The organism is Rhodoferax sp. GW821-FHT10B06 (assembly GCF_059415605.1).
Window position 1 is genome coordinate 54,338 of the sequence record NZ_JBWKNO010000010.1, and the last position, 23,470, is coordinate 77,807.

General features: G+C 57.4%; 29 protein-coding genes and 1 tRNA gene. 2 read left to right on the top strand and 28 right to left on the bottom strand.

Translation table 11 applies throughout. The features are described 5' to 3' along the window. Positions 1-40: 40 nt before the first annotated feature. Both AC07O2_RS16240 and AC07O2_RS16245 read right to left on the bottom strand, forming a co-directional pair. On the bottom strand, positions 41-1,249 hold the full coding sequence (locus AC07O2_RS16240) for a M20 aminoacylase family protein (protein ID WP_495076786.1): 1,209 nt from the start codon (positions 1,247-1,249) through the stop codon (positions 41-43). A 12-nt stretch (positions 1,250-1,261) separates the two neighbouring features. Beyond that, a complete protein-coding gene (locus tag AC07O2_RS16245; RefSeq protein WP_495076787.1) occupies positions 1,262-2,398 on the bottom strand; it encodes an ABC transporter substrate-binding protein in 1,137 nt (378 codons plus the stop codon). Between the two features lie 32 nt (positions 2,399-2,430). On the opposite strand from AC07O2_RS16245, the gene AC07O2_RS16250 reads away from it, so the two are divergent. Both AC07O2_RS16250 and AC07O2_RS16255 read left to right on the top strand, forming a co-directional pair. Further along, positions 2,431-4,515 (top strand): molybdopterin-containing oxidoreductase family protein, encoded by a 2,085-nt coding sequence (locus AC07O2_RS16250; protein WP_495076788.1) that lies wholly within the window; start codon positions 2,431-2,433, stop codon positions 4,513-4,515. A gap of 412 nt (positions 4,516-4,927) precedes the next feature. Next, complete coding sequence (locus tag AC07O2_RS16255) at positions 4,928-5,608, top strand: ProQ/FINO family protein (protein ID WP_495076789.1); 681 nt, start codon at positions 4,928-4,930, stop codon at positions 5,606-5,608. Positions 5,609-5,754: 146 nt separating this feature from the next. Here AC07O2_RS16255 and AC07O2_RS16260 read toward each other — a convergent pair. From AC07O2_RS16260 to AC07O2_RS16385, 26 genes are all read right to left on the bottom strand, one after another. After that, a tRNA-Met gene (locus AC07O2_RS16260) sits at positions 5,755-5,831 on the bottom strand. 21 nt (positions 5,832-5,852) lie between these two features. Next, positions 5,853-6,251 (bottom strand): 50S ribosomal protein L17, encoded by a 399-nt coding sequence (rplQ, locus tag AC07O2_RS16265; RefSeq protein ID WP_490591324.1) that lies wholly within the window; start codon positions 6,249-6,251, stop codon positions 5,853-5,855. Between the two features lie 83 nt (positions 6,252-6,334). After that, positions 6,335-7,327 (bottom strand): DNA-directed RNA polymerase subunit alpha, encoded by a 993-nt coding sequence (locus AC07O2_RS16270; RefSeq protein ID WP_490591325.1) that lies wholly within the window; start codon positions 7,325-7,327, stop codon positions 6,335-6,337. Between the two features lie 108 nt (positions 7,328-7,435). Further along, positions 7,436-8,059 carry a 30S ribosomal protein S4 gene (gene rpsD / locus AC07O2_RS16275; RefSeq protein WP_495076790.1) on the bottom strand — a complete coding sequence of 208 codons (624 nt, stop codon included), beginning with the start codon at positions 8,057-8,059 and terminating at the stop codon, positions 7,436-7,438. Between the two features lie 109 nt (positions 8,060-8,168). Beyond that, positions 8,169-8,573 (bottom strand): 30S ribosomal protein S11, encoded by a 405-nt coding sequence (gene rpsK / locus AC07O2_RS16280; protein ID WP_092757621.1) that lies wholly within the window; start codon positions 8,571-8,573, stop codon positions 8,169-8,171. Positions 8,574-8,591: 18 nt separating this feature from the next. Continuing rightward, positions 8,592-8,957 (bottom strand): 30S ribosomal protein S13, encoded by a 366-nt coding sequence (gene rpsM, locus AC07O2_RS16285; RefSeq protein WP_483302262.1) that lies wholly within the window; start codon positions 8,955-8,957, stop codon positions 8,592-8,594. Positions 8,958-8,980: 23 nt separating this feature from the next. Then, positions 8,981-9,094, bottom strand: coding sequence for a 50S ribosomal protein L36 (rpmJ, locus tag AC07O2_RS16290; RefSeq protein ID WP_028820150.1), 114 nt, complete (start codon positions 9,092-9,094; stop codon positions 8,981-8,983). Positions 9,095-9,193: 99 nt separating this feature from the next. Further along, complete coding sequence (secY, locus tag AC07O2_RS16295) at positions 9,194-10,510, bottom strand: preprotein translocase subunit SecY (RefSeq protein WP_495076791.1); 1,317 nt, start codon at positions 10,508-10,510, stop codon at positions 9,194-9,196. A gap of 24 nt (positions 10,511-10,534) precedes the next feature. Further along, on the bottom strand, positions 10,535-10,966 hold the full coding sequence (rplO, locus tag AC07O2_RS16300) for a 50S ribosomal protein L15 (protein WP_495076792.1): 432 nt from the start codon (positions 10,964-10,966) through the stop codon (positions 10,535-10,537). A 9-nt stretch (positions 10,967-10,975) separates the two neighbouring features. Beyond that, positions 10,976-11,158, bottom strand: coding sequence for a 50S ribosomal protein L30 (gene rpmD, locus AC07O2_RS16305; RefSeq protein ID WP_495076793.1), 183 nt, complete (start codon positions 11,156-11,158; stop codon positions 10,976-10,978). 14 nt (positions 11,159-11,172) lie between these two features. Then, positions 11,173-11,697, bottom strand: a complete 525-nt coding sequence (rpsE, locus tag AC07O2_RS16310; protein WP_490591330.1) for a 30S ribosomal protein S5 — start codon at positions 11,695-11,697, stop codon at positions 11,173-11,175. A 17-nt stretch (positions 11,698-11,714) separates the two neighbouring features. Further along, positions 11,715-12,080 (bottom strand): 50S ribosomal protein L18, encoded by a 366-nt coding sequence (rplR, locus tag AC07O2_RS16315; protein ID WP_490591331.1) that lies wholly within the window; start codon positions 12,078-12,080, stop codon positions 11,715-11,717. 11 nt (positions 12,081-12,091) lie between these two features. After that, complete coding sequence (rplF, locus tag AC07O2_RS16320) at positions 12,092-12,625, bottom strand: 50S ribosomal protein L6 (RefSeq protein WP_495076794.1); 534 nt, start codon at positions 12,623-12,625, stop codon at positions 12,092-12,094. 16 nt (positions 12,626-12,641) lie between these two features. Next, the gene (rpsH, locus tag AC07O2_RS16325; protein ID WP_490591333.1) at positions 12,642-13,037 is read right to left on the bottom strand and encodes a 30S ribosomal protein S8; all 396 of its coding nucleotides are present in this window, start codon (positions 13,035-13,037) and stop codon (positions 12,642-12,644) included. 20 nt (positions 13,038-13,057) lie between these two features. Next, the gene (rpsN, locus tag AC07O2_RS16330; RefSeq protein ID WP_490591334.1) at positions 13,058-13,363 is read right to left on the bottom strand and encodes a 30S ribosomal protein S14; all 306 of its coding nucleotides are present in this window, start codon (positions 13,361-13,363) and stop codon (positions 13,058-13,060) included. An 8-nt stretch (positions 13,364-13,371) separates the two neighbouring features. Next, on the bottom strand, positions 13,372-13,911 hold the full coding sequence (gene rplE / locus AC07O2_RS16335) for a 50S ribosomal protein L5 (protein WP_495076795.1): 540 nt from the start codon (positions 13,909-13,911) through the stop codon (positions 13,372-13,374). A gap of 2 nt (positions 13,912-13,913) precedes the next feature. Beyond that, positions 13,914-14,234, bottom strand: coding sequence for a 50S ribosomal protein L24 (gene rplX / locus AC07O2_RS16340; protein WP_495076796.1), 321 nt, complete (start codon positions 14,232-14,234; stop codon positions 13,914-13,916). A 9-nt stretch (positions 14,235-14,243) separates the two neighbouring features. Beyond that, the gene (gene rplN / locus AC07O2_RS16345) at positions 14,244-14,612 is read right to left on the bottom strand and encodes a 50S ribosomal protein L14 (protein ID WP_315192381.1); all 369 of its coding nucleotides are present in this window, start codon (positions 14,610-14,612) and stop codon (positions 14,244-14,246) included. 206 nt (positions 14,613-14,818) lie between these two features. Then, positions 14,819-15,652, bottom strand: a complete 834-nt coding sequence (locus AC07O2_RS16350) for an HAD-IIB family hydrolase (protein WP_495076797.1) — start codon at positions 15,650-15,652, stop codon at positions 14,819-14,821. After that, the gene (locus tag AC07O2_RS16355) at positions 15,649-17,250 is read right to left on the bottom strand and encodes a glycerol-3-phosphate dehydrogenase/oxidase (RefSeq protein WP_495076798.1); all 1,602 of its coding nucleotides are present in this window, start codon (positions 17,248-17,250) and stop codon (positions 15,649-15,651) included. The genes AC07O2_RS16350 and AC07O2_RS16355 overlap by 4 nt, the downstream gene beginning before the upstream one ends. Before the next feature lie 118 nt (positions 17,251-17,368). Next, positions 17,369-19,099 carry an ABC transporter substrate-binding protein gene (locus AC07O2_RS16360; RefSeq protein ID WP_495076799.1) on the bottom strand — a complete coding sequence of 577 codons (1,731 nt, stop codon included), beginning with the start codon at positions 19,097-19,099 and terminating at the stop codon, positions 17,369-17,371. A 91-nt stretch (positions 19,100-19,190) separates the two neighbouring features. Then, positions 19,191-19,499 carry a DUF2160 domain-containing protein gene (locus AC07O2_RS16365; protein WP_495076800.1) on the bottom strand — a complete coding sequence of 103 codons (309 nt, stop codon included), beginning with the start codon at positions 19,497-19,499 and terminating at the stop codon, positions 19,191-19,193. Between the two features lie 21 nt (positions 19,500-19,520). Further along, positions 19,521-20,333, bottom strand: a complete 813-nt coding sequence (locus AC07O2_RS16370; RefSeq protein ID WP_495076801.1) for a carbohydrate ABC transporter permease — start codon at positions 20,331-20,333, stop codon at positions 19,521-19,523. Further along, the gene (locus tag AC07O2_RS16375; RefSeq protein ID WP_495076802.1) at positions 20,326-21,219 is read right to left on the bottom strand and encodes a carbohydrate ABC transporter permease; all 894 of its coding nucleotides are present in this window, start codon (positions 21,217-21,219) and stop codon (positions 20,326-20,328) included. The genes AC07O2_RS16370 and AC07O2_RS16375 overlap by 8 nt, the downstream gene beginning before the upstream one ends. Positions 21,220-21,301: 82 nt before the next feature. Continuing rightward, entirely contained in the window at positions 21,302-22,372 is a 1,071-nt protein-coding gene (locus AC07O2_RS16380; protein ID WP_495076803.1) for an ABC transporter ATP-binding protein, read from the bottom strand. Continuing rightward, positions 22,372-23,445 (bottom strand): ABC transporter ATP-binding protein, encoded by a 1,074-nt coding sequence (locus AC07O2_RS16385; RefSeq protein WP_495076804.1) that lies wholly within the window; start codon positions 23,443-23,445, stop codon positions 22,372-22,374. Before AC07O2_RS16385 ends, AC07O2_RS16380 begins: the two co-directional genes overlap by 1 nt. Positions 23,446-23,470 lie beyond the last annotated feature (25 nt).

Here is a 23,470-nt window from a genome sequence, read left to right on the forward strand (position 1 = left end):
TTAGGCCTCTAGCGCAGGAAAAACCTACGCAAGCAGCTATCTATTTTGAAGCAGTCGAATCCGCGGATGCCAACCACATCTCGGCCAACCGCACCCAGTAGGTGGCGCCCAGGGGCAGCAGCCTGTCGTTGAAGTCGTAACTAGGGTTGTGCAAGGTGCAAGGCCCTTCGCCATGGCCCATGGAACGATGGTCGCCATCGCCATTACCAATGAAGCAGTAAGCGCCCGGCTTGGCCAGCAACATGAAGGCGAAGTCCTCGGCGCCCATGGTGGGCTCCTGCTTCACCACGTTTTCGGGGCCAACGATGCCCTCCATCACCTTGCGGGCGAACTCGGCCTCCATCGGGTGGTTGATAGTGGGCGGGTAGTTCCGCACAAATTCAAAGTCACAGCGCGCGTCAAAGGCACCGCACAGGTTATCGGCAATCTGGCGCATGCGAGCCTCGATCAAATCCAGCACCTCGATGCTGAAGGTGCGCACCGTGCCCTGCAGCTCGACGCTGTCGGGCACGATATTGGTGGCCGAACCACCATGCACCATGGTGACCGAGATCACCCCGGCGTCTATAGGTTTTTTGTTGCGGCTGATGATGGTCTGGAAGGCCAGCACCATCTGGCAGGCAATGGGCACCGGGTCCACCCCCATCTGCGGCATGGCGGCATGGCTGCCCTTGCCGTAGATGGTGATCTTGAATTCATTGCTGGACGCCATCACCGGCCCGGGGCTGACGGCAAACTGCCCCTCCCCCATGCCCGGCCAGTTGTGCATGCCGAACACGGCTTCCATAGGGAAACGCTCGAACAGCCCCTCTTGCACCATGTCGCGGGCACCGCCGCCGCCTTCCTCGGCCGGCTGGAAAATCAGGTAAACCGTGCCGTCAAAGTTGCGGTGCTCGGCTAGGTACTGGGCCGCGCCCAGCAGCATGGCGGTATGACCGTCATGGCCACAAGCATGCATCTTGCCGGGGTACTGGCTGGCATGCGCAAAAGTGTTGAACTCTTGCAGCGGCAGCGCGTCCATGTCGGCGCGCAGGCCGATGGCCCGTTTGGACCTGCCGTTCTGCACCATGCCCACTACGCCAGTACCGGCCAAGCCGCGGTGGAAAGATATGCCCCACTCGGTCAGCTGACGTGCCACCAGGTCGGCGGTGCGTACCTCCTGAAAGCTCAGCTCCGGGTGGGCGTGCAGGTCGCGGCGCAAGGCTGCGATGCCGGGGGCCTGCTCGGCAATGGCTTCAATGATGGACATGGCTTGGCTCCTTCAGGTGCGTACCCGCCCATCGCCGGTCAGCATGGACAGGTCTACATAGCTCGACCCCACGTGGTCGGTGGAGGAAAAGGTGACGGAGAAACCCCCATAGGACTGCGCGCCCAGCGACTCCAGCCCACTCACCACCGACTCGCGGGACAGGCCCTTGCCGGCCGCTGCGCGCTTCAGGCCGTCCACCATCACCATGGCGGCCAGGTAACCCTCCATACTGGAGAAGTTGGCCTTGGCATCGCCGCCCGCGGCCTTGACCGCCTCCACGAAGCCGTGGGCCAGTGGCGTGCTCGCGCTGTACGGCGACGGCACCACCTGGCTTACCACCACGCCCGCGGCGTCGCGGCCCAGCTCGTCGGCCAGGGCCTGGGTTCCGACAAAGGACACATTGAAAAACTGCCCGCCATAGCCTGCCTTGCGTGCCCCACGAATAAAAGCGGCACAGGATTTGTAGGCACTGATCTGCACAATCGCATGCGGTGTGGCGGCGCGCAGGATCTCCACCGAACGCGCCACATCGACGGAATTGCGCTCCACCGTGGCGGTAGCCACCGGCTTGCGGCCCAGCTTGGACAGGGCCAAATTCACGCCGTCCAACCCGGCCTTGCCGTAAGCGTCGTTTTGGTAAAACACCGCGATACGGTCCAGGCCCAGCTGGGTCAGCTGCTTGACGATGCGGGCGGTTTCGTCCTGGTACGAGGCCCGCACATGGAAAGCATATCTGCTGAATGGATCACGCAGCGACATGGCGCCGGTCAGCGGCGCCACGAAAGGCGTTTTGGCCTGGATCGCCAGCGGCAACGCCATCAGGCTGGTGGGCGTACCTACATAGCCAAACAGAGACAGCACGTCGGCAGCCAATAGTTTGCGGGTGTTTTCCAGGCAGCGGTCAGGCTCGTAGCCGTCATCCAGCGAGCGCAGCTCGATCTGCCGCTGGGCAATCCCCCCTTGGGCATTCACGTGGTCAAAGTACAGCTGGGCACCCTGCGCATACTGGATACCCAGCTGGGCTGCAGGCCCGCTGAGTGCTGCAGATTGGCCCAGCACGATTTTCCCGCTGGACTGGGCACGCACCATGGGGCTGCCTGCCATGGCAGCAACCCCAGCGGCAATAGAAAAATGTCGGCGATTTATCATGGGTCCATTCTGTCAGAAGCGAATTAACCATCATGCACGTACCCGAATCCAGCAGCACCCACCAAGTGCGCGGCGCCTGCCCCCACGACTGCCCGGACACCTGCTCCCTGCTGACCACGGTGCAGGATGGCATCGCCCTCAAGGTACAGGGTAATCCGGCGCACCCGCACACCGACGGAGTGCTGTGCGCCAAGGTGTCGCGCTATACCGAGCGCACCTACCACCCCGAACGCCTGCTGCAACCGCTCAAGCGCACGGGCCCCAAGGGATCGGGCCAGTTTGCCCCCGTCAGCTGGGACGAAGCGCTGACGGACATCGCCGCACGCCTGCAGTCCATCGCCGCCCGCAACCCCGAGGCCATATTGCCCTATAGCTACGCCGGCACCATGGGCCTGGTGCAAGGGGAAAGCATTGCTGCACGCTTCTTCCACAAACTGGGCGCCTCGCTGCTGGACCGCACCATCTGTGCATCCGCCGGTGGCGAAGGGTTGCTGCAGACGCTGGGCGGCAAGGTGGGAATGCGGGTGGAGTTCTTCGCCGAGTCCAAGCTGATCCTGATCTGGGGCAGCAACTCTATCGGCAGCAACCTGCATTTCTGGCGCTATGTGCAGCAAGCCAAACGCAACGGCGCACGCCTGGTCTGCATAGACCCACGCAAAACCGAAACCGCAGAAAAATGCCACGAGCACATCGCCCTGCGCCCGGGTACCGACGCGGCCCTGGCCCTGGCCTTGATGCACCAGCTTATCACCCACGACTGGTTGGACCACGCCTATCTGGCCGACCACACGTTGGGCTGGCCGGGGCTGCGCGAACGCGCACTGCAATGGCCGCCAGAGCGCGCCGCCGAAGTCTGCGGCATACCTGTGGAGCAAATCCAGGCGCTGGCCCGTGATTACGGCCAATGCTTTCTGGACGGGCAGCCCGCCGCTATCCGCCTGAACTACGGCATGCAGCGCACCCGGGGTGGTGGCAATGCCACGCGGGCCGTGGTCAGTCTGCCCGCGTTGATTGGCGCCTGGCGGCACCGGGCCGGCGGCGTGCTGATGAGCAGCTCGGGGTTGTTCCCGGTACAGCGCGCCGCGTTGCAACGCCCTGACCTACTGGCCGGCCGGCAACCCCGGACCATCAATATGAGCACGATTGGCGACGCCTTGCTAGACACGTCTACAGCACCCATCGAGGCCCTGCTGGTCTACAACAGCAACCCGGTGGCCGTGGCCCCCGAATCCGGCAAGGTGGTGCAAGGCTTCGCGCGCGAGGACCTGTTTACCGTGGTGCTGGAACACTTCCAGACGGACACGGCCGACTACGCCGACTACATCCTGCCAGCCACCACGCAGCTGGAGCACTGGGACGTACACAGCGGCTACGGCCATACCGATGCGCTGCTGAACCGGCCGGCCATCGCACCCGTGGGGCAGTCCAAACCCAATACACAAATCTTTCGCGAGCTGGCGGCCCGCATGGGCTTTGACGAGCCCTGCTTCAGCGACAACGACGAAACCTTGTGCCGCACCGCCTACGGCGAGCAGCTTGATTTTCAGCTCTTGCTGGAGCAAGGTTTTGCCACCATCGCGCTACCGGACGCGCCGTTTACGCAAGGGCAATTCCCCACGCCTTCGGGCAAATGCGAGTTCTACAGCGCACGCCTGGCCGCGCAGGGCCTGGATGGCCTGCCCGATTACCTGCCGAACTACGAGGCTGCAGGCGCCTCTACAGACTATCCGCTGGCCATGATTTCACCGCCGGCACGCAACTTTCTCAACTCCAGCTTCGTCAACGTCACCAGCCTGCGCGACATCGAAGGCGAACCCTTGCTGGAAATCCATGCGGATGACGCACGGGCACGCGGCATCAGCAACGGAGCGGTCGTCCGTGTCTTCAACCAGCGTGGGATGTACCGCTGCAAGGCGAAGGTATCGCCCCGAGCCCGTCACGGAGTCGTCAACGGGCTGGGTATCTGGTGGCGCAAACTAGGCCTGGACGGCAGCAACGTGAACCAGCTCACCAGCCAAAGGCTGACCGACCTGGGACGCGCGCCAACGTTTTACGATTGCTGGGTGGAAGTCGCGTTGGACATCCCAGCTGAAATGCCTGGAACCCCAATCGCTTAGGCAGCGACGGCGTTCTTCTCCGACTTGCTTTTAGCTGCAGTGGCAGCTGGTGCACCGACTACCTGCCAAATAGTCTTGAACTTGGTTTCAGGAATGGGCAGGGGTTGGGTACGTTCTGCCTCTACGGGCGCTGCGGGAACCACGGGTGCTTTCTTAGCCATGAATACTTTCAAATTTTCGAGAGCGCCGATTGTCGCAGCTACGGAGCGACGTTCCGCATTGCGGGGCATCTGAAAACCATGACAACACCCACTCGCCGAGCATAAATGTTGCCCCCATGCGACATATATCCGAGCCCTACCGATGGACCTCACCAAACGGTCGCCTGCGACTATCCAGCTTATGGTTGAAAATGAGGGTCCTCGGGGCACGCAGACTGGCGCCCTTCCACTTTCAGAACACTCCATTTCCTGTGACCACTTCCCTCGCTCCGTCGCCTGCCTCCAAGAACGCACGCAAGCCACGCCCCGCACGTGCCCCACAACCCAGCCGCACCGTGCACCCACTGCTGGATGTACTGCGCAATCTATATCCCCAGGTTTTTGGCGACCGCGTAGTGCCCCTTAAGCTAGGCATCTTCCATGAATTGGTCGCAGCCCATCCTGAGGCCTTGGAAGCCAAGGCCTTACGTGAGGCCTTGGGCCAACACACACGTTCCACGCGTTATCTGGACCGGGTGGCCAGCGGCCTACCGCGCCACGGCCTGGATGGCCAAGCTGTGGAGAAGATGGCTCCAGAACACGTGCACCAGGCCATCATGGAAGTCGCTCGCCGGGACCGCAACAGCCAGAGCGCCGCCTCCCAAGCCAAACTGCGCTTACGGCTACGAAATGCCTTTGAAGCATCAGGACTTAGCCGTGGCGACTATGCAGAGCGCGTCAAGCCACCGCTGGAAGCCTGGAATGCATTGTTAGATGAGGCTTACACAGAGCATGGTGCTGAAGCCGCCAAACGAGAAGCTTTGCTGAAGGCATTTGAAGGTAGCGGCCAAACCCCTGCACAATTTGCGGACAGCTACGGTATGGATGCCCAAACTACAGAAAAGTCTTTGGCCCTGGCGCAGCAAGAGCGTGCATGCAAACAAGGTAATTAAAAGCATCCAGCGGGCATGCCCCGCTGTGAGCTCTGTACTTTTGAGGCTACAAACCGCTGCTGGATGGCGTTAAAAACTGAAAGATCCAGAAATGAAAAAACCCACTCAAGGTGGGTTTTTCATTCACGACAAATACTTGTCGAAACTGGTTGCGCGAGTAGGATTTGAACCTACGACCTTTGGGTTATGAGCCCAACGAGCTACCAGGCTGCTCCATCGCGCGGTATGTTTCTATTATAGCAGCTTATTCTTGGTCAGCTGATATTTCTACAACTTCTTTTGTCTCAGCACGATCGACCAGCTCGACCAATGCCATAGGCGCGTTATCGCCCACACGGAAACCCATCTTCAAAATACGGGTGTAACCACCTGGACGGGCGTTAAAACGCGGGCCCAGATCATTGAATAGCTTAGTCACGCTATCGCGATCGCGCAGGCGGTCGAACGCCAGACGGCGGTTCGCAACAGTTGCTTCCTTGGCCAAAGTGATCATGGGTTCGATCACGCGGCGCAATTCCTTGGCCTTGGGCAAAGTGGTCTTGATGACTTCGTGTTCAATCAACGAATTCATCATGTTGCGCAGCATAGCCAGGCGGTGCGAGCTAGTGCGGTTAAGTTTACGAAGTCCGTGTCCGTGGCGCATGGTGCATTCCTTTCAATTATTTTGACGCGCAGCCGGATCAGGTACTGCGCGTTGCACGCTGTCCTTTGCAGGACATTTTTAAATTAACGCTTGTCGAGGCCAGCAGGTGGCCAGCTTTCAAGCTTCATTCCCAAAGTCAGACCGCGGGAAGCCAAAACTTCCTTGATCTCATTCAAGGACTTACGCCCCAGATTAGGAGTCTTCAACAACTCATTCTCGGTGCGCTGAATCAGATCACCGATGTAGTAGATGTTTTCAGCTTTCAGGCAGTTTGCAGAGCGAACCGTCAATTCCAGCTCGTCTACGGGACGCAACAAGATAGGATCGAATTGAGTGCTACCGCGTGGTGCAGGCTGTTCAAATACGCCGGCCAACTCGCTACCTTCCAACTGCGCAAACACCGCGAGTTGTTCGACCAAGATTTTAGCCGATGCGCGCACAGCATCTTCTGCAGAGATCGCACCATTGGTTTCGATCTCAACCACCAGCTTATCCAGATCGGTACGTTGTTCAACGCGGGCGCTTTCCACCGTGTAGCTTACGCGCTTCACTGGGGAGAAAGATGCATCCAGAACAATGCGGCCAATCGACTTAGTCTGCTCATCCGCATAACGGCGCATGCTACCTGGAACATAACCACGGCCTTTTTCAACCTTGATTTGCATGTCCAGCTTGCCGCCCTGCGACAGGTGCGCAATGACATGTTCTGGGTTGATGATTTCCACGTCATGCGGAGTTTGGATGTCGGCAGCGGTAACAACACCGTCACCGTCCTTGCGCAGACTCAGCGTAACTTCATCACGGTTGTGCAGCTTGAAAACCACGCCCTTGAGATTCAACAGAATGTTGACAACGTCTTCTTGAACGCCATCGATCGAAGAATACTCATGCAAAACACCTGCAATCGTCACCTCAGTCGCTGAATAGCCCACCATAGACGACAGCAGCACGCGACGCAACGCATTGCCCAGCGTGTGCCCGTAACCACGTTCAAATGGCTCCAGCGCTACTTTGGCACGGTTGTGTCCCAATTGCTCAACATTGATGGCTTTGGGTTTCAGCAAATTAGTTTGCATGCATGCTTCCTCTCAATACCCCCAGCTCGTTACACCGGTAAGGCAAGTGTTGGTTCTAGACTGCAGTGCCCCGCAGCCTAGGAACAAAATCAAACGAAAAATGCGGAATTAACGCGAATACAACTCAACGATCAGAGATTCGTTGATGTCAGCAGCAAACTCGTCGCGATCAGGAACCTTCTTGAAAGTACCTTCAGCTTTCTCGACACTCACTTCCACCCAGGCAGGCAAACCAACTTGTTGTGCCAATTGCAGGGCTTCAACAATACGGTTCTGCTTCTTGGACTTGTCGCGAACGGAGACGATATCGCCAGTCTTAACCATGTAAGAAGGGATGTTCACCGACTGACCATTCACCGTGATAGCCTTGTGGGACACCAACTGACGTGCTTCAGCACGCGTGGAACCAAAACCCATGCGGTACACGACGTTGTCCAAACGGGACTCCAGCAGGAACAACAGGTTTGCACCGGTATTGCCCTTGCGACGATCTGCTTCTTCGAAATAGCGACGGAACTGACGCTCCAGAACACCATACATGCGCTTTACTTTTTGTTTTTCGCGCAGTTGGAGACCAAAGTCAGAAGTACGTGCACCAGAAGTACGGCCGTGCTGACCAGGTTTGGAGTCAAACTTAGCCTTATCGCTGATCGAACGGCGTGCGCTCTTCAGGAACAGATCTGTGCCTTCACGGCGAGAGAGTTTGGCCTTGGGGCCGAGATAGCGTGCCACTTGAGCTTCCTTTTATATTATCTTCCGCGAAAAATCCGCGGGAGCCGTCTGATTAATACAGACGGCGGTGGGCTTATTTAAAAACGTACCCAAAAATGTTGATCTGGAATTAGATCCGACGACGCTTTTGAGGGCGGCAACCGTTATGCGGCACAGGCGTCACATCCGCGATGGACGTGATACGGATACCGAGGGCACCCAATGCACGGACAGACGATTCACGACCAGGTCCAGGACCCTTGATTTCTACATCCAGGTTCTTGATACCTTGCTCAATGGCAGCACGACCAGCCACTTCCGATGCAACCTGGGCAGCAAACGGTGTGGATTTACGCGAACCCTTGAAACCCTGACCACCGGACGAAGCCCAGGACAAGGCATTGCCTTGGCGATCGGTAATCGTGATGATGGTGTTATTGAAGGAAGCATGCACGTGGGCCACGCCGTCGGAAACGTTCTTGCGAACTTTCTTGCGCACGCGCTGCGATGCATTACTTTGCTGAGCTTTTGCCATAGTGATCTCTCAATCTCTTTATTTCTTCAGGGACGCCGCAGCCTTACGCGGACCCTTACGGGTGCGGGCGTTGGTACGGGTACGCTGACCACGCATAGGCAAACCGCGACGGTGGCGGAAACCACGGTAGCAGCCGATGTCCATCAATCGCTTGATGTTCATCGTGGTTTCTCTACGCAAATCGCCTTCAATGGTGAATTGAGCGATCTGGTCGCGGATCTTTTCCAGATCTGCGTCGGTCAAGTCCTTGACCTTCTTGGAATATGCAATGTCGCATGCTTCGCAAATCTTGCGAGCGCGTGTGCGACCGATGCCGAAAATAGCCGTCAAGCCAATTTCTGCATGCTGTTGCGGCGGAATATTAATACCAGCGATACGTGCCATGTGCGTCCTCTAAAACTTTTCTATCAACCTTGACGCTGTTTGTGGCGGGGATCTGTACAGATCACACGAACCACACCCTTGCGGCGGATGACTTTACAGTTACGGCAGATTTTCTTAACCGAAGCTGAAACTCTCATTTAACTCTCCTAAAACTTTTTTGCCAGTCCTACCTATATCGGCCGGAACACAATACGAGCCTGCGAAAAATCGTAGGGCATCACCTACAAATACTCTTATCAAGTACCTGCTGAAGATTTGAAATTTGCCTTTTTCAGCAATGACTCATATTGCTGCGACATCATGTAGTTCTGCACTTGGGCCATGAAATCCATGGTCACTACAACAATAATCAACAGCGAAGTACCACCAAAATTAAACGGCACATTGTATTTAAGCACCAGTATTTCAGGGATCAAACAAACAAAGGTGATATAGACAGCGCCAGCCAAAGTCAGGCGGAGCAAAATTTTGTCTATATAACGCGCTGTATGCTCACCAGGCCGAATACCAGGAATAAAAGCGCCACTCTTCTTCAGGTTATCTGCTGTCTCACGGCTATTGAAAACCAAGGCCGTATAGAAGAAGCAGAAAAACACTATCGCACTTGCATAAAACAGCACGTAGACTGGTTGACCAGGACTCAGCATTCCTGCGACATCCTTTAACCAACGCAGCGATTCCGTTGTGCTAAACCAGTTCACTACTGTGGCTGGCAACAAGATGATGGAAGATGCGAATATTGGAGGAATCACGCCCGCCATATTTAGCTTCAACGGCAAGTGCGAAGACTGACCACCATAAACTTTATTACCAACTTGCCTTCTGGCGTAATTCACCAAAATCTTGCGCTGACCCCGTTCAACGAAAACAACGAAGTAGGTAACCAATGCAACTACAGCAACAATGAAAATGGAAGAAATAATGCTCATCGCACCAGTCCGCACCAATTCCAGCAGTCCACCAATAGAGCCAGGCAAACCCGCAGCAATACCAGCAAAAATCAGAATCGAAATACCGTTACCCAAACCGCGCTCAGTGATCTGTTCACCCAACCACATCAAGAACATGGTTCCTGCTGTCAAGCTGACAACAGCCGTCATACGGAAACCGAAACCAGGCGACAAAACCAAACCAGGCGAACTTTCCAACCCTGTTGCAATTACCAAGGATTGAAACAACGCCAAACCTAACGTTCCATAGCGTGTGTACTGGGTAATCTTACGACGACCAGATTCGCCTTCCTTTTTCATCTGCTCAAACATCGGCACCACATATCCCATCAATTGCATAATGATGGAGGCCGATATATAGGGCATGATTCCCAAGGCAAATACTGTGAAGCGCGACAAAGCGCCACCCGAAAACATATTGAACAGACTCAATATGCCGCCTTGCTGCCCTTTGAAAAGCTGTTGCAGTTGTGCTGGATCAATTCCGGGAACCGGAATATGCGCACCAATTCGGTACACAACCAGCGCCAGCAACAAAAACACCAAGCGGCGACGCAGGTCACCAAACTTACCCGTTTTTGCAATTTGAGCGCTAGTTGCCACCGAATATTTCCTTCAACTGTAAAGTCAAACCAAGCTGCCGCCAGCAGCTTCGATCGCAACCTTGGCTGCGGCCGTAGCGCCGATACCGGTCAATTTGACAGCCTTGGTCAATTCGCCAGTCTTGATGACCTTGACGACCTTGGCCAATTCACCAATCAAACCAGCTTGCTTCAACAGCATGACGTCAACTTCTGCTGCGCCCAGTCGCTCGAGAGCAGTGAGAGTCACTTCAGCATTGAACTTCAGCAAATGCGATTTGAAACCACGCTTTGGCAAGCGGCGTTGCATAGGCATTTGACCGCCTTCAAAACCTACCTTGTGGTAACCACCGGCACGCGATTTTTGACCTTTGTGGCCACGACCTGAGGTTTTGCCCAGGCCAGAGCCAATGCCGCGACCGACGCGACGCTTGGCGTGCTTTGCGCCCGCTGCGGGCTTAATGCCATTGAGTTCCATCGTCATCCCTTAGAGGACTTTGACCAGATAACTGATCTTGTTGATCATGCCGCGGACTTCAGGCGTATCTTGCAATTCGCTAACACTGCGAATCTTGCGTAGACCCAAACCACGAACGGTAGCGCGATGCGATTCTTTCGTGCCGATAGGGCTACGAACCAGCGTCACTTTGATTGTTTGTTGCGTTGTCATATCAATGCCCTTGCTTAAGCGAGGATCTCTTCAACGTTCTTGCCGCGCTTGGCTGCAATATCCGCTGGAGTGGTCGAATTACGCAAGGCGTCCAGAGTTGCACGCACCATGTTGTAAGGGTTGGACGAACCGTGGCTTTTCGCAACGATATCGGTGATACCCATTACTTCAAAGACAGCGCGCATTGGGCCGCCTGCAATGATGCCGGTACCCTTGGGAGCCGGAGCCATCATTACGTTGGCTGCGCCATGCTGGCCGGTCACCTTATGAAAAACGGAGCCGTTCTTCAAGGTCACCTTGACCATATTGCGACGCGCTTCTTCCATCGCCTTTTGAACAGCTGCTGGAACTTCCTTGGACTTGCCCTTGCCCATGCCAACGCGGCCTTCGCCGTCGCCGACCACGGTCAAAGCTGCAAAACCGAGAATTCGGCCGCCTTTAACAACCTTGGTCACGCGGTTCACCGCGATCATCTTCTCGCGCAGACCGTCCTCAGGCCCTTCAGCCTTACCCTGCATTTTTCCTTGAACTTTAGCCATGATTTTTTCCGATCTGCTTAGAACTGCAAGCCAGCTTCGCGGGCAGCATCGGCAAGCGCCTTGACGCGGCCGTGGTACGCAAAACCTGAGCGATCAAACGCTACTTTTTCAACACCAGCGGCTTTGGCTTTTTCGGCAATCAGTTTGCCGATAGCTTGAGCAGCAGTTGTGTTGCCACCCTTGCCAGAACCACCAAGCTCTTTGCGAACCGCAACTTCTGCAGTCGAAGCGCTGGCCAAAACCTTGGCACCGTCGCCAGAGATAACACTGGCGTAGATGTGCAGATTCGTACGATTTACCGTCAAGCGTGCAACGCCTTGGGTCGCAATACGAATGCGGGTTTGGCGAGCACGGCGGAGACGCTGTTCTTTTTTGGTCAACATGTTGCGGCTCCTTACTTCTTCTTGGTTTCTTTGATCGTGATCTTCTCATCCGAATAACGGATGCCCTTGCCCTTGTAAGGCTCGGGAGGACGAATCGCACGAATCTCAGCAGCCACTTGGCCAACGCGTTGACGGTCCGCACCCTTGATCAGAATTTCTGTCGGGGTGGGCGTCGCAACGGTGATACCAGCAGGCATATCGATATTAACGGGGTGGGAGTAACCCACAGCCAAGTTCAGCTTGGCACCTTGAGCGGCGGCTTTGTAGCCCACGCCTATCAGGCTCAGCTTCTTCTCGAAGCCCTTGGTCACACCAACAACCATGTTGTTTACCAGCTGACGCATGGTGCCCGACATGGCATTGGCTTCACGTGATTCATTCGCTGGGGCAAAGGTTAACTTGCCGGCATCATTCACCACTTTGACCAGTGCATTTTGGGTCAACGACAGCGTGCCGCCGGTGCCCTTGACATTGATTTGGTCGTCCTTGATTGCCACATCCACACCAGCGGGGATGGCAACAGGCATTTTTCCTACGCGAGACATTTGCTATTTCTCCTGCTTAAGCGACGTAGCACAAGACTTCGCCGCCAACGCCGGTAGCGCGGGCTTTGCGGTCGGTCATCACGCCTTGAGGGGTGGTGACAATCGCCACGCCCAAGCCATTCATGACTTGAGGAATGGCATCATGGCCTTTGTAAACACGCAGGCCAGGACGGCTTACGCGCTCGATACGTTCGATCACTGGACGACCGGCGTAGTATTTCAAAGTAATTTCCAGCTCGCTTTTGCCGGCATCGGTTTTCACCTTGAAGCCGTCAATGTAGCCTTCGTCCTTCAGCACTTGGGCAATCGCCACCTTCACTTTGGAAGAGGGGATCGATACGGTAGTCTTGGCTACCATTTGCGCATTGCGGATACGGGTCAGCAAGTCGGCAATGGGGTCACTCATACTCATGTCTAGTTCTCCTGCCTTACTTACCAGCTGGCCTTAACCATACCGGGGATATCGCCAGCGAAAGCCAGCTCACGCACCTTAGCGCGGGCCAGACCGAACTGACGGAACGTGCCACGTGGACGACCCGTGATCGCGCAACGATTGCGTTGGCGAGTGGGGTTTGCGTTACGTGGGAGCTGTTGCAGAGCCAGACGGGCTACTGCGCGCTCTTCTTCGCTTTTCTTTGCGTCGTTCGAAGTTGCCTTCAGTTCCGCATGCTTAGCTGCATATTTGGCGACCAGACGGTCACGCTTGAGCTCGCGCTCGATCAAAGCTTTTTTAGCCACACGTCACCTCAGTTCTTGAACGGAAAACGGAAACCAGCGAGCAGTGCCTTGCACTCTTCATCGCTCTTTGCCGTCGTCGTGATGCTGATATTGAGACCGCGCAAGGCATCAACCTTGTCGTACTCGATTTCAGGGAAAATGATCTGCTCTTTTACGCCGATGTTGTAGTTACCACGGCCATCAAAAGCGCGACCGGAGATACCTCGGAAGTCACGTACACGGGGCAAAGCCACGGTCACGAAACGATCCAGGAACTCAAACATCTGAACGCCGCGCAGAGTCACCATGCAACCAATGGCCTGGCCTTCGCGAATCTTGAAACCGGCGATAGCCTTCTTGGCCTTGGTCACCACAGGCTTTTGGCCGGCGATCTTGGTCAGGTCAGCAACGGCGTTGTCCATAACCTTCTTGTCGGATACAGCTTCGCTCACACCCATATTCAAGGTGATCTTGGTGAAACGTGGAACTTGCATCACCGAGGTGTAGCCAAACTTGGCCATCAACTCTGGAGCGACTTTTTCGCGGTAGTGTTGTTGTAAACGTGCCATGCTCATGCCACCTTGATTTCTTCGCCGCTGGACTTGTAAACGCGTGTGCGCTTGCCGTCCGCCAGCACCTTGATTCCAACACGATCAGCCTTACCGGTAGCAGCATTGAAAATGGCTACGTTGGACTGGTGAATTGGCATGTTCTTTTCGACGATGCCGCCAGCCTCACCCTTCATGGGATTGGGCTTAGCGTGCTTCTTGACCATATTGATACCATCGACCAACAGGTAAGAATCATCTTTACGCAGCGCGACAGTACCGCGCTTGCCTTTATCGCGCCCGGTGAGCACGACGACTTGGTCGCCTTTGCGAATCTTGTTCATGTCGCGTCCTTACAGAACTTCAGGGGCCAAGGACACGATCTTCATGAACTTTTCAGTGCGCAATTCGCGCGTCACTGGTCCGAAGATGCGGGTGCCGATGGGCTCCAGCTTTGCATTCAGCAACACAGCTGCGTTGCCATCGAATTTGACCAGCGAACCGTCTGCACGACGGATACCTTTGGCCGTGCGCACCACCACCGCACTGTAGATCTCGCCTTTTTTGACGCGACCACGCGGAGCGGCTTCTTTGATGCTCACTTTGATGATGTCGCCAACGCTAGCGTAACGACGCTTGGACCCGCCCAGCACCTTGATGCAGAGAACGGATTTCGCGCCGGTATTGTCGGCAACATCTAACCGGGATTCAGTTTGGATCATGTCTATGTTTTCCCAACTTGCATCGAGTGCCTCAGCCTAAGCCGCAGCACGCAATCAGTCTTGGGCCCGTCGTCCACGCTACAAACCACTCATAGCGCTTCCTTTGGGCAGAAGCATCGCTTTTTAGGAGCGAAGCCCGCAATTATGCAGAATATTTAAAAGCGCGTCAACTGCGTGCATATAAAAGACACGCACAGCAACGCCAACTATGTTTTTTCAGGTCGAAATGCCGCCAGAACGGCGTTTGCGACCTCGGCAAAGCCCGCGCCCCGCTCATTTTCGGCCACGTACTGTGGTTTAAATGCCAAATCTGCCTCAAATCTGCGGATGTTGGCTACGCCCACGGTTTGCTGCATCGCCTCGAACATGCGCTGGTCATTGGTCGAGTCACCTATATAGACCCAGCGATCCATTTCTGCCTCCAGCGCCCGCCCAAACAGCGTTTGAACGATCCAGCGCGCGCCCTCCCACTTGTTGTGCTCGCCAAGCCAGCCATTGATATGGATGGAACTGACGGTGGCGCGCATGCCACCCGCCTCCAGAACAGCAACCACCTGGGCGATCTGGGCCGGCGACAAATGGCTGAATTCGCTGTGGTCAATAGCGATATCGGTTTCCCGGCCCGCAGAATCTTCGGCCAGGCAAGCACCGGGCACTTCGGCCAGCACGCGCTCTGCCAGCCTCTGCATGCGCACCTTATTGGCTTGCCGCGTAACCGCGTCCTGCATATATATTTTTGATAGCGCCTGATGCAGATGGGTACTGCGCTGAAGGCCAATTTCATTGCTCTTTATCAGCGCGACGGCGCCATTCTCGGCAACAATGGCATCGACCGGCCAAGACTGGGCAAACGGCTCGCTCCAACCCACCGGGCGCCCGGTAATTGCAATCACCACCAGACCAGCAGACTTCAAATCCTGCAAAGCCTGCAAGGCGTCGGGGGTGATGGCACCGTCTGTTGTCAGGGTGTCGTCTATATCCGTCAGCACACCCCGCACGCCACGCCGCTGCGCGAGCGGCCATTGCGCCAGGGGTTTCATGCAGGCAAGGTGGCGTATTGCTCGGCCAGGGTCAAAAACGCCTCGGTCTGCGGGTCCACACCGGTTTCTTGCAACAGGATGTCTGCCACCGCCGGCGCCAAGGAGGCGGCCTGGCGCGCGTCCAGAAACAGCAGCCGACTACGGCGGGCCAACACGTCCTCTACCGTGCGGGCATATTCAAAGCGGGCAGCAAAGCGCACCATGGCTTCGCTCAGGCCTCCGCCCAGCGCGCGCCCACCACCAGGTAGAGACCGCACCAGATCCTGTTCTGTACCGTAGGCTTGCAAGCCCGGCGCATCGCTCATTTTGTGCTGCAAGCCACCCGCAGGCACCGTGCCCGCGCCAATCAGGCGCAAGGTCGCTGTACAGACCGGCTTGCGCGGCTGTAGCAACTCCGCGCCAAAGCATTTGTCCAACACGTCCTCGGCCATCGCGCGGTAGGTGGTCCATTTGCCGCCGGTCACCGTGACCATGCCGCTGCGGCTGACCAACACCGTGTGCTCGCGGCTGATGCCCTTGGTATTGCCGCCATCCTCATCTTGCGGCTTGACCAGCGGACGCAGGCCAACCCACACGCTTTTCACGTCTGCCCGGGTAGGCGCCCGGCTCAGATATCTACCTGATTCACCCAAAATGAACTCCACCTCCTCCTTGAACGGCAAAGGCTCACGGTCCAGGTCATGGCGCGGCGTATCCGTGGTGCCCAGAATGGTCTTGCCCAACCATGGCACGGCAAACAAAACCCGGCCATCGGCGGTCTTCGGCACCAGCATCGCATGGTCACCTGGCAAAAATTCACGGTCCACCACGATGTGCACACCCTGGCTGGGCGCTACCATGGGCTTGGCGGTGCGACCTGTTGCGTCGCCGTCCTTTTGGCGAAATTCGTCCACCCAGACACCGGTGGCATTCACCACACACCTTGCGCGCAGCGTCATGTGGGCACCGGTTTCGCGGTCCTGGCAATGCACGCCCGCCACCTTGCCGTCTTCATGCAACAAACCGGTCGCGGCGCAGTAATTGACCACCACAGCCCCTTGGTCGGCCGCAGTGCGGGCCAGCACCAATGCCAAACGGGCATCGTCAAACTGGCCATCCCAATACTTGACCCCGCCCTTGAGCCCCTGCGCACGTACAGTCGGCAGATAGTGCAGGGTCTTTTCTTTACCCAAAAATTCTGTGGACCCCAGGCCCGCCTTACCGGCGAGAGCGTCGTACATCTTGAGCCCTATGCCGTAAAAGGGCGTGTCCAGCAGCTTGTAGGACGGCATCACAAACGCCAGCGGCTGCGCCAGATGGGGCGCGTTATGCAGCAGCGTGGTACGTTCGTGCAGGGCTTCACGCACTAGCGCGATATTGCCCTGTGCCAAGTAACGCACACCGCCGTGCACCAGCTTGGTTGCACGCGATGAAGTGCCCTTGGCAAAGTCATGTGATTCGATCAAGGCCACGCTGAATCCGCGCGAAGCCGCATCCAGAGCCACCCCTAGACCTGTCGCGCCACCGCCAATAACCACCACATCGAATTGAGCAGGCCCGCTGAGCTGCGCCATTACTGCAGTGCGCAAAGTCGATCGGGGCGAGGGGGCAAGCGTCATAAACCAAGATTCCAGCAATCAAACAAGTTGACATGCGCGAAGCATGCCAACCAAAAGGGCTGCGTGGCGCAGAGGGCCACGCAGCCATTGCAGAGCTTATTGCATCTCTGTTACGCGCTTAGCGGACCTTGCCGTTCTTCCAAGCGTTCAACAAGGTGTCATAGGCAATGGTTTCGCCCTTGGGCTTTTCGTTCGCCAGCTTCTTCCATGGGGCATGTGCATCGCTCAGATACTTGTTGGGATCACCCTTGGGATTGAGCTTTGGCGCGCAATTGGCCATGCCAGCGCGTTCCAGACGCGACATCACGTTGTCCATCTCATCGGCTAGGTTATCCATGGCTTTCTGCGGCGTTTTCTCACCCGTTACCGCCTCGGCCACGTTCTTCCACCACAGCTGCGCCAGCTTGGGGTAGTCGGGCACATTGGTGCCGGTCGGCGTCCAGGCCACACGTGCTGGGCTGCGGTAGAACTCGATCAGGCCGCCGTACTTGTTGGCGTTTTGCGTGAAGTAGTCAGCACGAATATCGCTGTCGCGGATGAAGGTCAGGCCAGTGATCGACTTCTTCAAAGACACAGTCTTGCTGGTCACGAACTGGGCGTAGAGCCAGGCCGCCGCGACCTTGTTGGCGTCGTGGTCCTTGAAGAAGGTCCAGGAACCCACGTCCTGGTAGCCGTTCTGCATGCCTTGCTTCCAGTACGGGCCATTCGGGCCGGGAGCCATGCGCCACTTGGGCGTGCCGTCCGCATTAACGACGGGCAGACCGGGCTTCACCATATCGGCCGTGAAAGCGGTGTACCAGAAGATTTGCTGGGCGATCTGGCCTTGTGCTGGTACTGGACCGGATTCTCCAAAGGTCATGCCCATGGCTTCCTTGGGCGCGTACTTCTTCATCCAGTCGATGTACTTGGTCAAAGCGTACACAGCCGCTGGCGAGTTGGTCGCCCCACCGCGCGACACCGATGCACCCACCGGGGTGCATTTGTCATCGGCCACCTTGATGCCCCATTCATCGATAGGCATGCCATTTGGAATGCCTACGTCTGCCGCACCCGCCATCGATAGCCAGGCATCGGTGAAACGCCAGCCCAACGATGGATCTTTTTTGCCGTAATCCATGTGACCGTAGATAGGCTTGCCATCCAGTGTCTTCACGTCTTCGCTGAAGAAGGCGGCGATGTCCTCATAGGCGCTCCAGTTCAGTGGTACGCCCAGGTCGTAGCCATACTTGGCCTTGAACTTGTCCTTCAGGTCCTGGCGCGCAAACAAGTCGGCACGGAACCAGTACAGGTTGGCGAACTGCTGGTCCGGCAGCTGGTACATCTTCTTGTCGGGCGCCGTGGTGAAACTGGTGCCGATGAAGTCTTTCAAATCCAGATCCGGATCGGTGAACTCCTTACCCGCGCCAGTCATATAGTCCGACAGCGACAGTATCTTGCCGTAACGGTAGTGGGTACCAATCAGGTCAGAGTCCGAAATCCAGCCGTCGTAAATCGACTTACCCGACTGCATGGAAGTCTGCAGCTTCTCGACCACGTCGCCTTCCTGGATCACGTCATGCTTGACCTTGATGCCGGTGATTTCTTCAAACGCCTTGGCCAGGGTCTTGGACTCGTATTCATGCGTGGTCAGGGTTTCTGACACCACCGAGATTTCCTTGACACCCTTGGCTTGCAGCTTCTTCGCGGCTTCGATGAACCACTTCATCTCAGCGGCCTGTTTGTCCTTGCTCAGGGTCGATGGCTGGAACTCGCTGTCGATCCACTTCTTCGCAGCCGCTTCGTCGGCGAACGCATGGCCCGTCAGCGCACAAGCTGCGGCGATGGCCAGTATGGAATAACGCATCTTCATGTCTCGTCTCCTCATTGGTATACACCCCCATTCAACGAAAGGCGTGCTCGGCTCTGGGGGCAGTAAAAGCCGGATCCTCGGAACACCATGCCTAGCCCTTGCGCATGATCACCATCAGCAGGGCTACGGACAGCACAAAACTGATCCAGATGGACGGGTCGCCGTCCAGCTGGAACCACTCGGCAAACTTGCCACTCAATCCCACAAAAGCCAGATTCACATAGGCCGCGCTCAGCAAGCCAATGAACAAACGGTCGCCGCGCGTGGTGTCCATCGGCAAGAAGCCGCGCCGCAAGGTTGTGGGCGACTTGATCTCCCACACCGTCATGCCCACCAACATCAGCGCAATACAAATAAAGAACACTGCGACCGGCAAGGTCCAAGCCATCCACTCAAACATACAAATCTCCTGTTAGACCAATCACACCCGCCCCATGGCGAAGCCCTTGGCGATGTAGTTGCGCACAAACCAGATCACGATGGCGCCTGGGACAATGGTCAAGACACCGGCCGCCGCCAGCGTGGCCCAGTCCATGCCCGACGCCGACACGGTGCGCGTCATGGTCGCCACGATAGGCTTGGCATTCACACTGGTCAGGGTGCGGGCCAGCAGCAGTTCTACCCAGCTGAACATGAAGCAGAAGAATGCCGCCACACCCACACCTGCCTTGATCAGTGGCAAGAAGATGGTCAGGAAAAAGCGCGGGAAGGTATAGCCGTCGATATAAGCCGTCTCGTCAATCTCACGCGGGATACCGCTCATGAAGCCTTCCAGAATCCACACCGCCAGGGGCACGCTGAACAACAAGTGCGCCAGTGCCACGGCCAAGTGCGTGTCCATCAGGCCCACGGTGGTGTAGAGCTGGAAGAACGGCAGCAAGAACACCGCGGGCGGGGTCATACGGTTGGTCAGCAGCCAGAAGAACACATGCTTGTCGCCCAGGAAGCTGTAGCGCGAGAACGCATAGGCCGCAGGCAGGGATACGGTGAGCGTGATCACCATATTCATGCTGACGTAGATCAGGCTGTTGATATAGCCCGAGTACCAGGACGAATCCGTCAGGATGGTACGGTAGTTGCCCCAGGTGAAATGCTGGGGCAACAGCGAAAAGCTGGCCACGATCTCCTGGTTGGTCTTGAACGACATATTCACCATCCAGTAGATGGGTACCAGGGCGAAGATGATGTAGGCGAACAAAAAGATCGTCCGCTTCTGAAATTTTGGCTTATTCATGGCCGCCTTCTTTTTCTTGGGTGCCAACGCGCTGCATCCAGTTGTACAGAATGAAACACAGCAGCAGGATGATCAAAAAGTAGATCAACGAAAACGCTGCGGCCGGACCCAGGTCAAATTGGCCCACGGCTTTTTGCGTCAAGAACTGCGACAGGAAGGTGGTCGCATTGCCAGGCCCCCCGCCCGTCAACACAAAGGGCTCGGTGTAGATCATGAAGCTATCCATGAAGCGCAGCAGCACGCCAATCATCAGCACGCCGCGCATCTTGGGCAGCTGGATATAGCGGAACACCGCAAACTTGCTGGCACCGTCAATCCGCGCGGCCTGGTAGTAGGCATCTGGAATGGAGCGCAAACCCGCATAACCCAGCAAGGCAACCAACGGCGTCCAGTGCCACACATCCATCACCAGCACCGTCAGCCATGCATGGGTGGCGTTGCCGGTGTAGCTGTAGTCGATACCCATGCCCTGCAGCGCAGCCCCCAGCAAACCGATGTCGGAACGGCCAAAAATCTGCCAGATAGTGCCCACCACGTTCCACGGAATCAGCAGGGACAGCGACACGATCACCAACACCACCGACGCCTTCAAACCCTCGGCCGGCATAGACAATGCCAGCAAAATGCCCAAGGGCAACTCCACCGCCAGAACCGACAAGGAGAAAACCAGTTGGCGCAACAGCGCGGCATGCAGCTCCTCGTCGCGCATCACCTGCACAAACCATTCGGTCCCCACGAACACACGCCGCTCGGGCGAGATGATGTCCTGCACCGAATAGTTCACCACCGTCATCAGCGGCACAATGGCAGAAAAAGCCACGCAAATCAGCACCGGCAAGATCAAGAACCAGGCTTTCTGGTTCACCGGTTTGGTTGTGGTGCTCATATAGCCCCCACGCTTGCCGCCAAGGCGGTGGCGCTCCCCCCCAAGGGGGCGCGAACTTGTTTGAAGCGGTTCGGCACGGCGTTCATTGCACAATCTCCTCGTTCTTATAAAAGCAGGTGTGCTCGCCCAGCACCTGCAGCCAGACCACTTCACCCACCGCTGGCAGTTGCACCTCGGGACTCAGCCGGGCCTTGAGCACCTGTCCATCGACCGCGGCAGTCAGCATCACATGCGTGCCCACGTCCTGGATCTTCGATACCGTGCACAGCAGAGCCCCCCGCGTGGCTGGTTGTGCCAGCGAGACGTATTCCGGCCGTACGCCCAGCTTCAACGCACCCTGGGGCAGCGCCCGTGGCAGCTGCCATTGCGCACCGGCCACTTGCAAGGTTTCGGCCGAAGCATGGACAGGCAAAAAGTTCATCCCCGGCGAGCCGATGAAGTTCCCCACAAAGGTATGGCTGGGCCGCTCGAACAAGGCATCGGCCGAGCCCACTTGCACGGCACGGCCACGCGTCATCACCACCACCTGCTCGGCAAAGGTCAGCGCCTCCACCTGGTCATGGGTCACGTAGATCAGCGTCAATTTCAGCTCGCGGTGGATCTGCTTGAGCTTGCGGCGCAGCTGCCATTTCAGGTGCGGATCGATCACCGTCAGCGGCTCGTCGAACAGCACGGCCGACACGTCGGGCCGCACCAGGCCTCGGCCCAGCGAGATCTTCTGCTTAGCGTCTGCCGCCAGGTTGGCGGCGCGCTGGTTCAGCTGACCACTCATCTCCAGCATCTCGGCAATTTCGCCCACGCGCTTGTCGATCTGCGCCTGCGGCACCTTGCGGTTGCGCAGTGGAAAAGCCAGGTTTTCAGCCACCGTCATGGTGTCGTAGATCACCGGGAACTGGAACACCTGGGCGATGTTGCGCTCCTGCGGCGAGGCGAGGGTCACGTCTTTGCCGTCAAACAGCACTGTGCCCTGCGATGGCGCCAGCAGACCAGACATGATGTTCAGCATGGTCGTCTTGCCGCAGCCCGAGGGGCCGAGCAAGGCATAGGCACCGCCGTCGTTGAAGCTCATCTTCAAAGGCAGCAGCGCGTAGTCGCTATCTTGCGTTGGGTTGGCGCGGTAAGCGTGCGCCAGGTCCAGTTCAATGCGGGCCATTACACAGCTCCCAGGCGGACCGGGGCCAGCAGCAAGTCGCCCTGACCGTCAAACACATAAGCCTGGGTGGCATGGAAATACAAGGTCAATGCAGCCCCCAGTTCGAAATAATGCACGCCGGTGAGTTGAGCCACCAGTTCACCAATCGGCGTCGCCACGTGCACAAAGGTGTCGGAACCGGAGATTTCCGCCAGCTCGACCTGTCCGTTCAGGGCCACGTCACCGGGGCGCTGCTGCACCCGCAGCGCACTGGCGCGCAGGCCTACCGTCAAGCCCCCGGCCTGCGTAGCCGGCAAGGCCAGGGCCAGCAGCGGCCCTGCCTGCAACTGCACGCCGCCAGCCGCCGTGTGGCCAGCAGCCAGGTTCATCGGTGGATCGCTGAAAGCCCGCGCCACGCGCAGCGACTTAGGCCGGTGGAATACCTCGGCCGTGGGACCGTATTGCAGTAATTCGCCCGCATCCATCACTGCGGTATAGCCGCCTAGCAGCAAGGCCTCGCCCGGCTCGGTCGTGGCATAGATGACAGTGGATTCACCCGCGGCAAACAGCGAGCTGAGTTCGTCGCGCAGTTCTTCGCGCAGCTTGTAGTCCAGATTCACCAGCGGCTCGTCCAGCAGCATCAGGGGTGCCGCCTTGGCCAGCGCCCGGGCCAGTGCCACGCGCTGCTGCTGGCCGCCCGATAGCTCGGCTGGGTAGCGCTCCAGGAACATCTCGATATGCAGCTTTTCGGCCAGCTCACGGACACGCTGGTCCATGTTCTGCTCGCCGCGCAGCTTCAACGGCGAGGCGATGTTGTCGCGTACCGTAAGCGACGGGTAGTTGATGAACTGCTGGTAGACCATGGCCACATTGCGCTCGCGGACCGGCTGACCGGTCACGTCCACACCGCCCACCCGCACCCGCCCATGGGTAGGCACGTCCAGCCCAGCCATGATGCGCATCAGGCTGGTCTTGCCCGCCTGGGTTGCGCCCAGCAACACGGTCACGGCACCGGGCTGAGGCGCCAAACCCATCTCGTACAGCCAGGTCTGTGCCCCCACCTTTTTGCTGACGCCTTCTAAGCTCAACTGCATCACAATCCTTTGCCGAATTTACAAA

Coding starts and splice junctions, on each gene's coding strand:
- AC07O2_RS16240 (WP_495076786.1), bottom strand. CDS start 1,249: ATGTCCATCATTGAAGCCATTGCCGAGCAGGCCCCCGGCATCGCAGCC.
- AC07O2_RS16245 (WP_495076787.1), bottom strand. CDS start 2,398: ATGATAAATCGCCGACATTTTTCTATTGCCGCTGGGGTTGCTGCCATG.
- AC07O2_RS16250 (WP_495076788.1), top strand. CDS start 2,431: ATGCACGTACCCGAATCCAGCAGCACCCACCAAGTGCGCGGCGCCTGC.
- rplQ (WP_490591324.1), bottom strand. CDS start 6,251: ATGCGCCACGGACACGGACTTCGTAAACTTAACCGCACTAGCTCGCAC.
- AC07O2_RS16270 (WP_490591325.1), bottom strand. CDS start 7,327: ATGCAAACTAATTTGCTGAAACCCAAAGCCATCAATGTTGAGCAATTG.
- rpsK (WP_092757621.1), bottom strand. CDS start 8,573: ATGGCAAAAGCTCAGCAAAGTAATGCATCGCAGCGCGTGCGCAAGAAA.
- rpsM (WP_483302262.1), bottom strand. CDS start 8,957: ATGGCACGTATCGCTGGTATTAATATTCCGCCGCAACAGCATGCAGAA.
- rpmJ (WP_028820150.1), bottom strand. CDS start 9,094: ATGAGAGTTTCAGCTTCGGTTAAGAAAATCTGCCGTAACTGTAAAGTC.
- rplO (WP_495076792.1), bottom strand. CDS start 10,966: ATGGAACTCAATGGCATTAAGCCCGCAGCGGGCGCAAAGCACGCCAAG.
- rpmD (WP_495076793.1), bottom strand. CDS start 11,158: ATGACAACGCAACAAACAATCAAAGTGACGCTGGTTCGTAGCCCTATC.
- rpsE (WP_490591330.1), bottom strand. CDS start 11,697: ATGGCTAAAGTTCAAGGAAAAATGCAGGGTAAGGCTGAAGGGCCTGAG.
- rplR (WP_490591331.1), bottom strand. CDS start 12,080: ATGTTGACCAAAAAAGAACAGCGTCTCCGCCGTGCTCGCCAAACCCGC.
- rplF (WP_495076794.1), bottom strand. CDS start 12,625: ATGTCTCGCGTAGGAAAAATGCCTGTTGCCATCCCCGCTGGTGTGGAT.
- rpsH (WP_490591333.1), bottom strand. CDS start 13,037: ATGAGTATGAGTGACCCCATTGCCGACTTGCTGACCCGTATCCGCAAT.
- rplE (WP_495076795.1), bottom strand. CDS start 13,911: ATGGCACGTTTACAACAACACTACCGCGAAAAAGTCGCTCCAGAGTTG.
- rplX (WP_495076796.1), bottom strand. CDS start 14,234: ATGAACAAGATTCGCAAAGGCGACCAAGTCGTCGTGCTCACCGGGCGC.
- rplN (WP_315192381.1), bottom strand. CDS start 14,612: ATGATCCAAACTGAATCCCGGTTAGATGTTGCCGACAATACCGGCGCG.
- AC07O2_RS16350 (WP_495076797.1), bottom strand. CDS start 15,652: ATGAAACCCCTGGCGCAATGGCCGCTCGCGCAGCGGCGTGGCGTGCGG.
- AC07O2_RS16355 (WP_495076798.1), bottom strand. CDS start 17,250: ATGACGCTTGCCCCCTCGCCCCGATCGACTTTGCGCACTGCAGTAATG.
- AC07O2_RS16360 (WP_495076799.1), bottom strand. CDS start 19,099: ATGAAGATGCGTTATTCCATACTGGCCATCGCCGCAGCTTGTGCGCTG.
- AC07O2_RS16365 (WP_495076800.1), bottom strand. CDS start 19,499: ATGTTTGAGTGGATGGCTTGGACCTTGCCGGTCGCAGTGTTCTTTATT.
- AC07O2_RS16370 (WP_495076801.1), bottom strand. CDS start 20,333: ATGAATAAGCCAAAATTTCAGAAGCGGACGATCTTTTTGTTCGCCTAC.
- AC07O2_RS16375 (WP_495076802.1), bottom strand. CDS start 21,219: ATGAGCACCACAACCAAACCGGTGAACCAGAAAGCCTGGTTCTTGATC.
- AC07O2_RS16380 (WP_495076803.1), bottom strand. CDS start 22,372: ATGGCCCGCATTGAACTGGACCTGGCGCACGCTTACCGCGCCAACCCA.
- AC07O2_RS16385 (WP_495076804.1), bottom strand. CDS start 23,445: ATGCAGTTGAGCTTAGAAGGCGTCAGCAAAAAGGTGGGGGCACAGACC.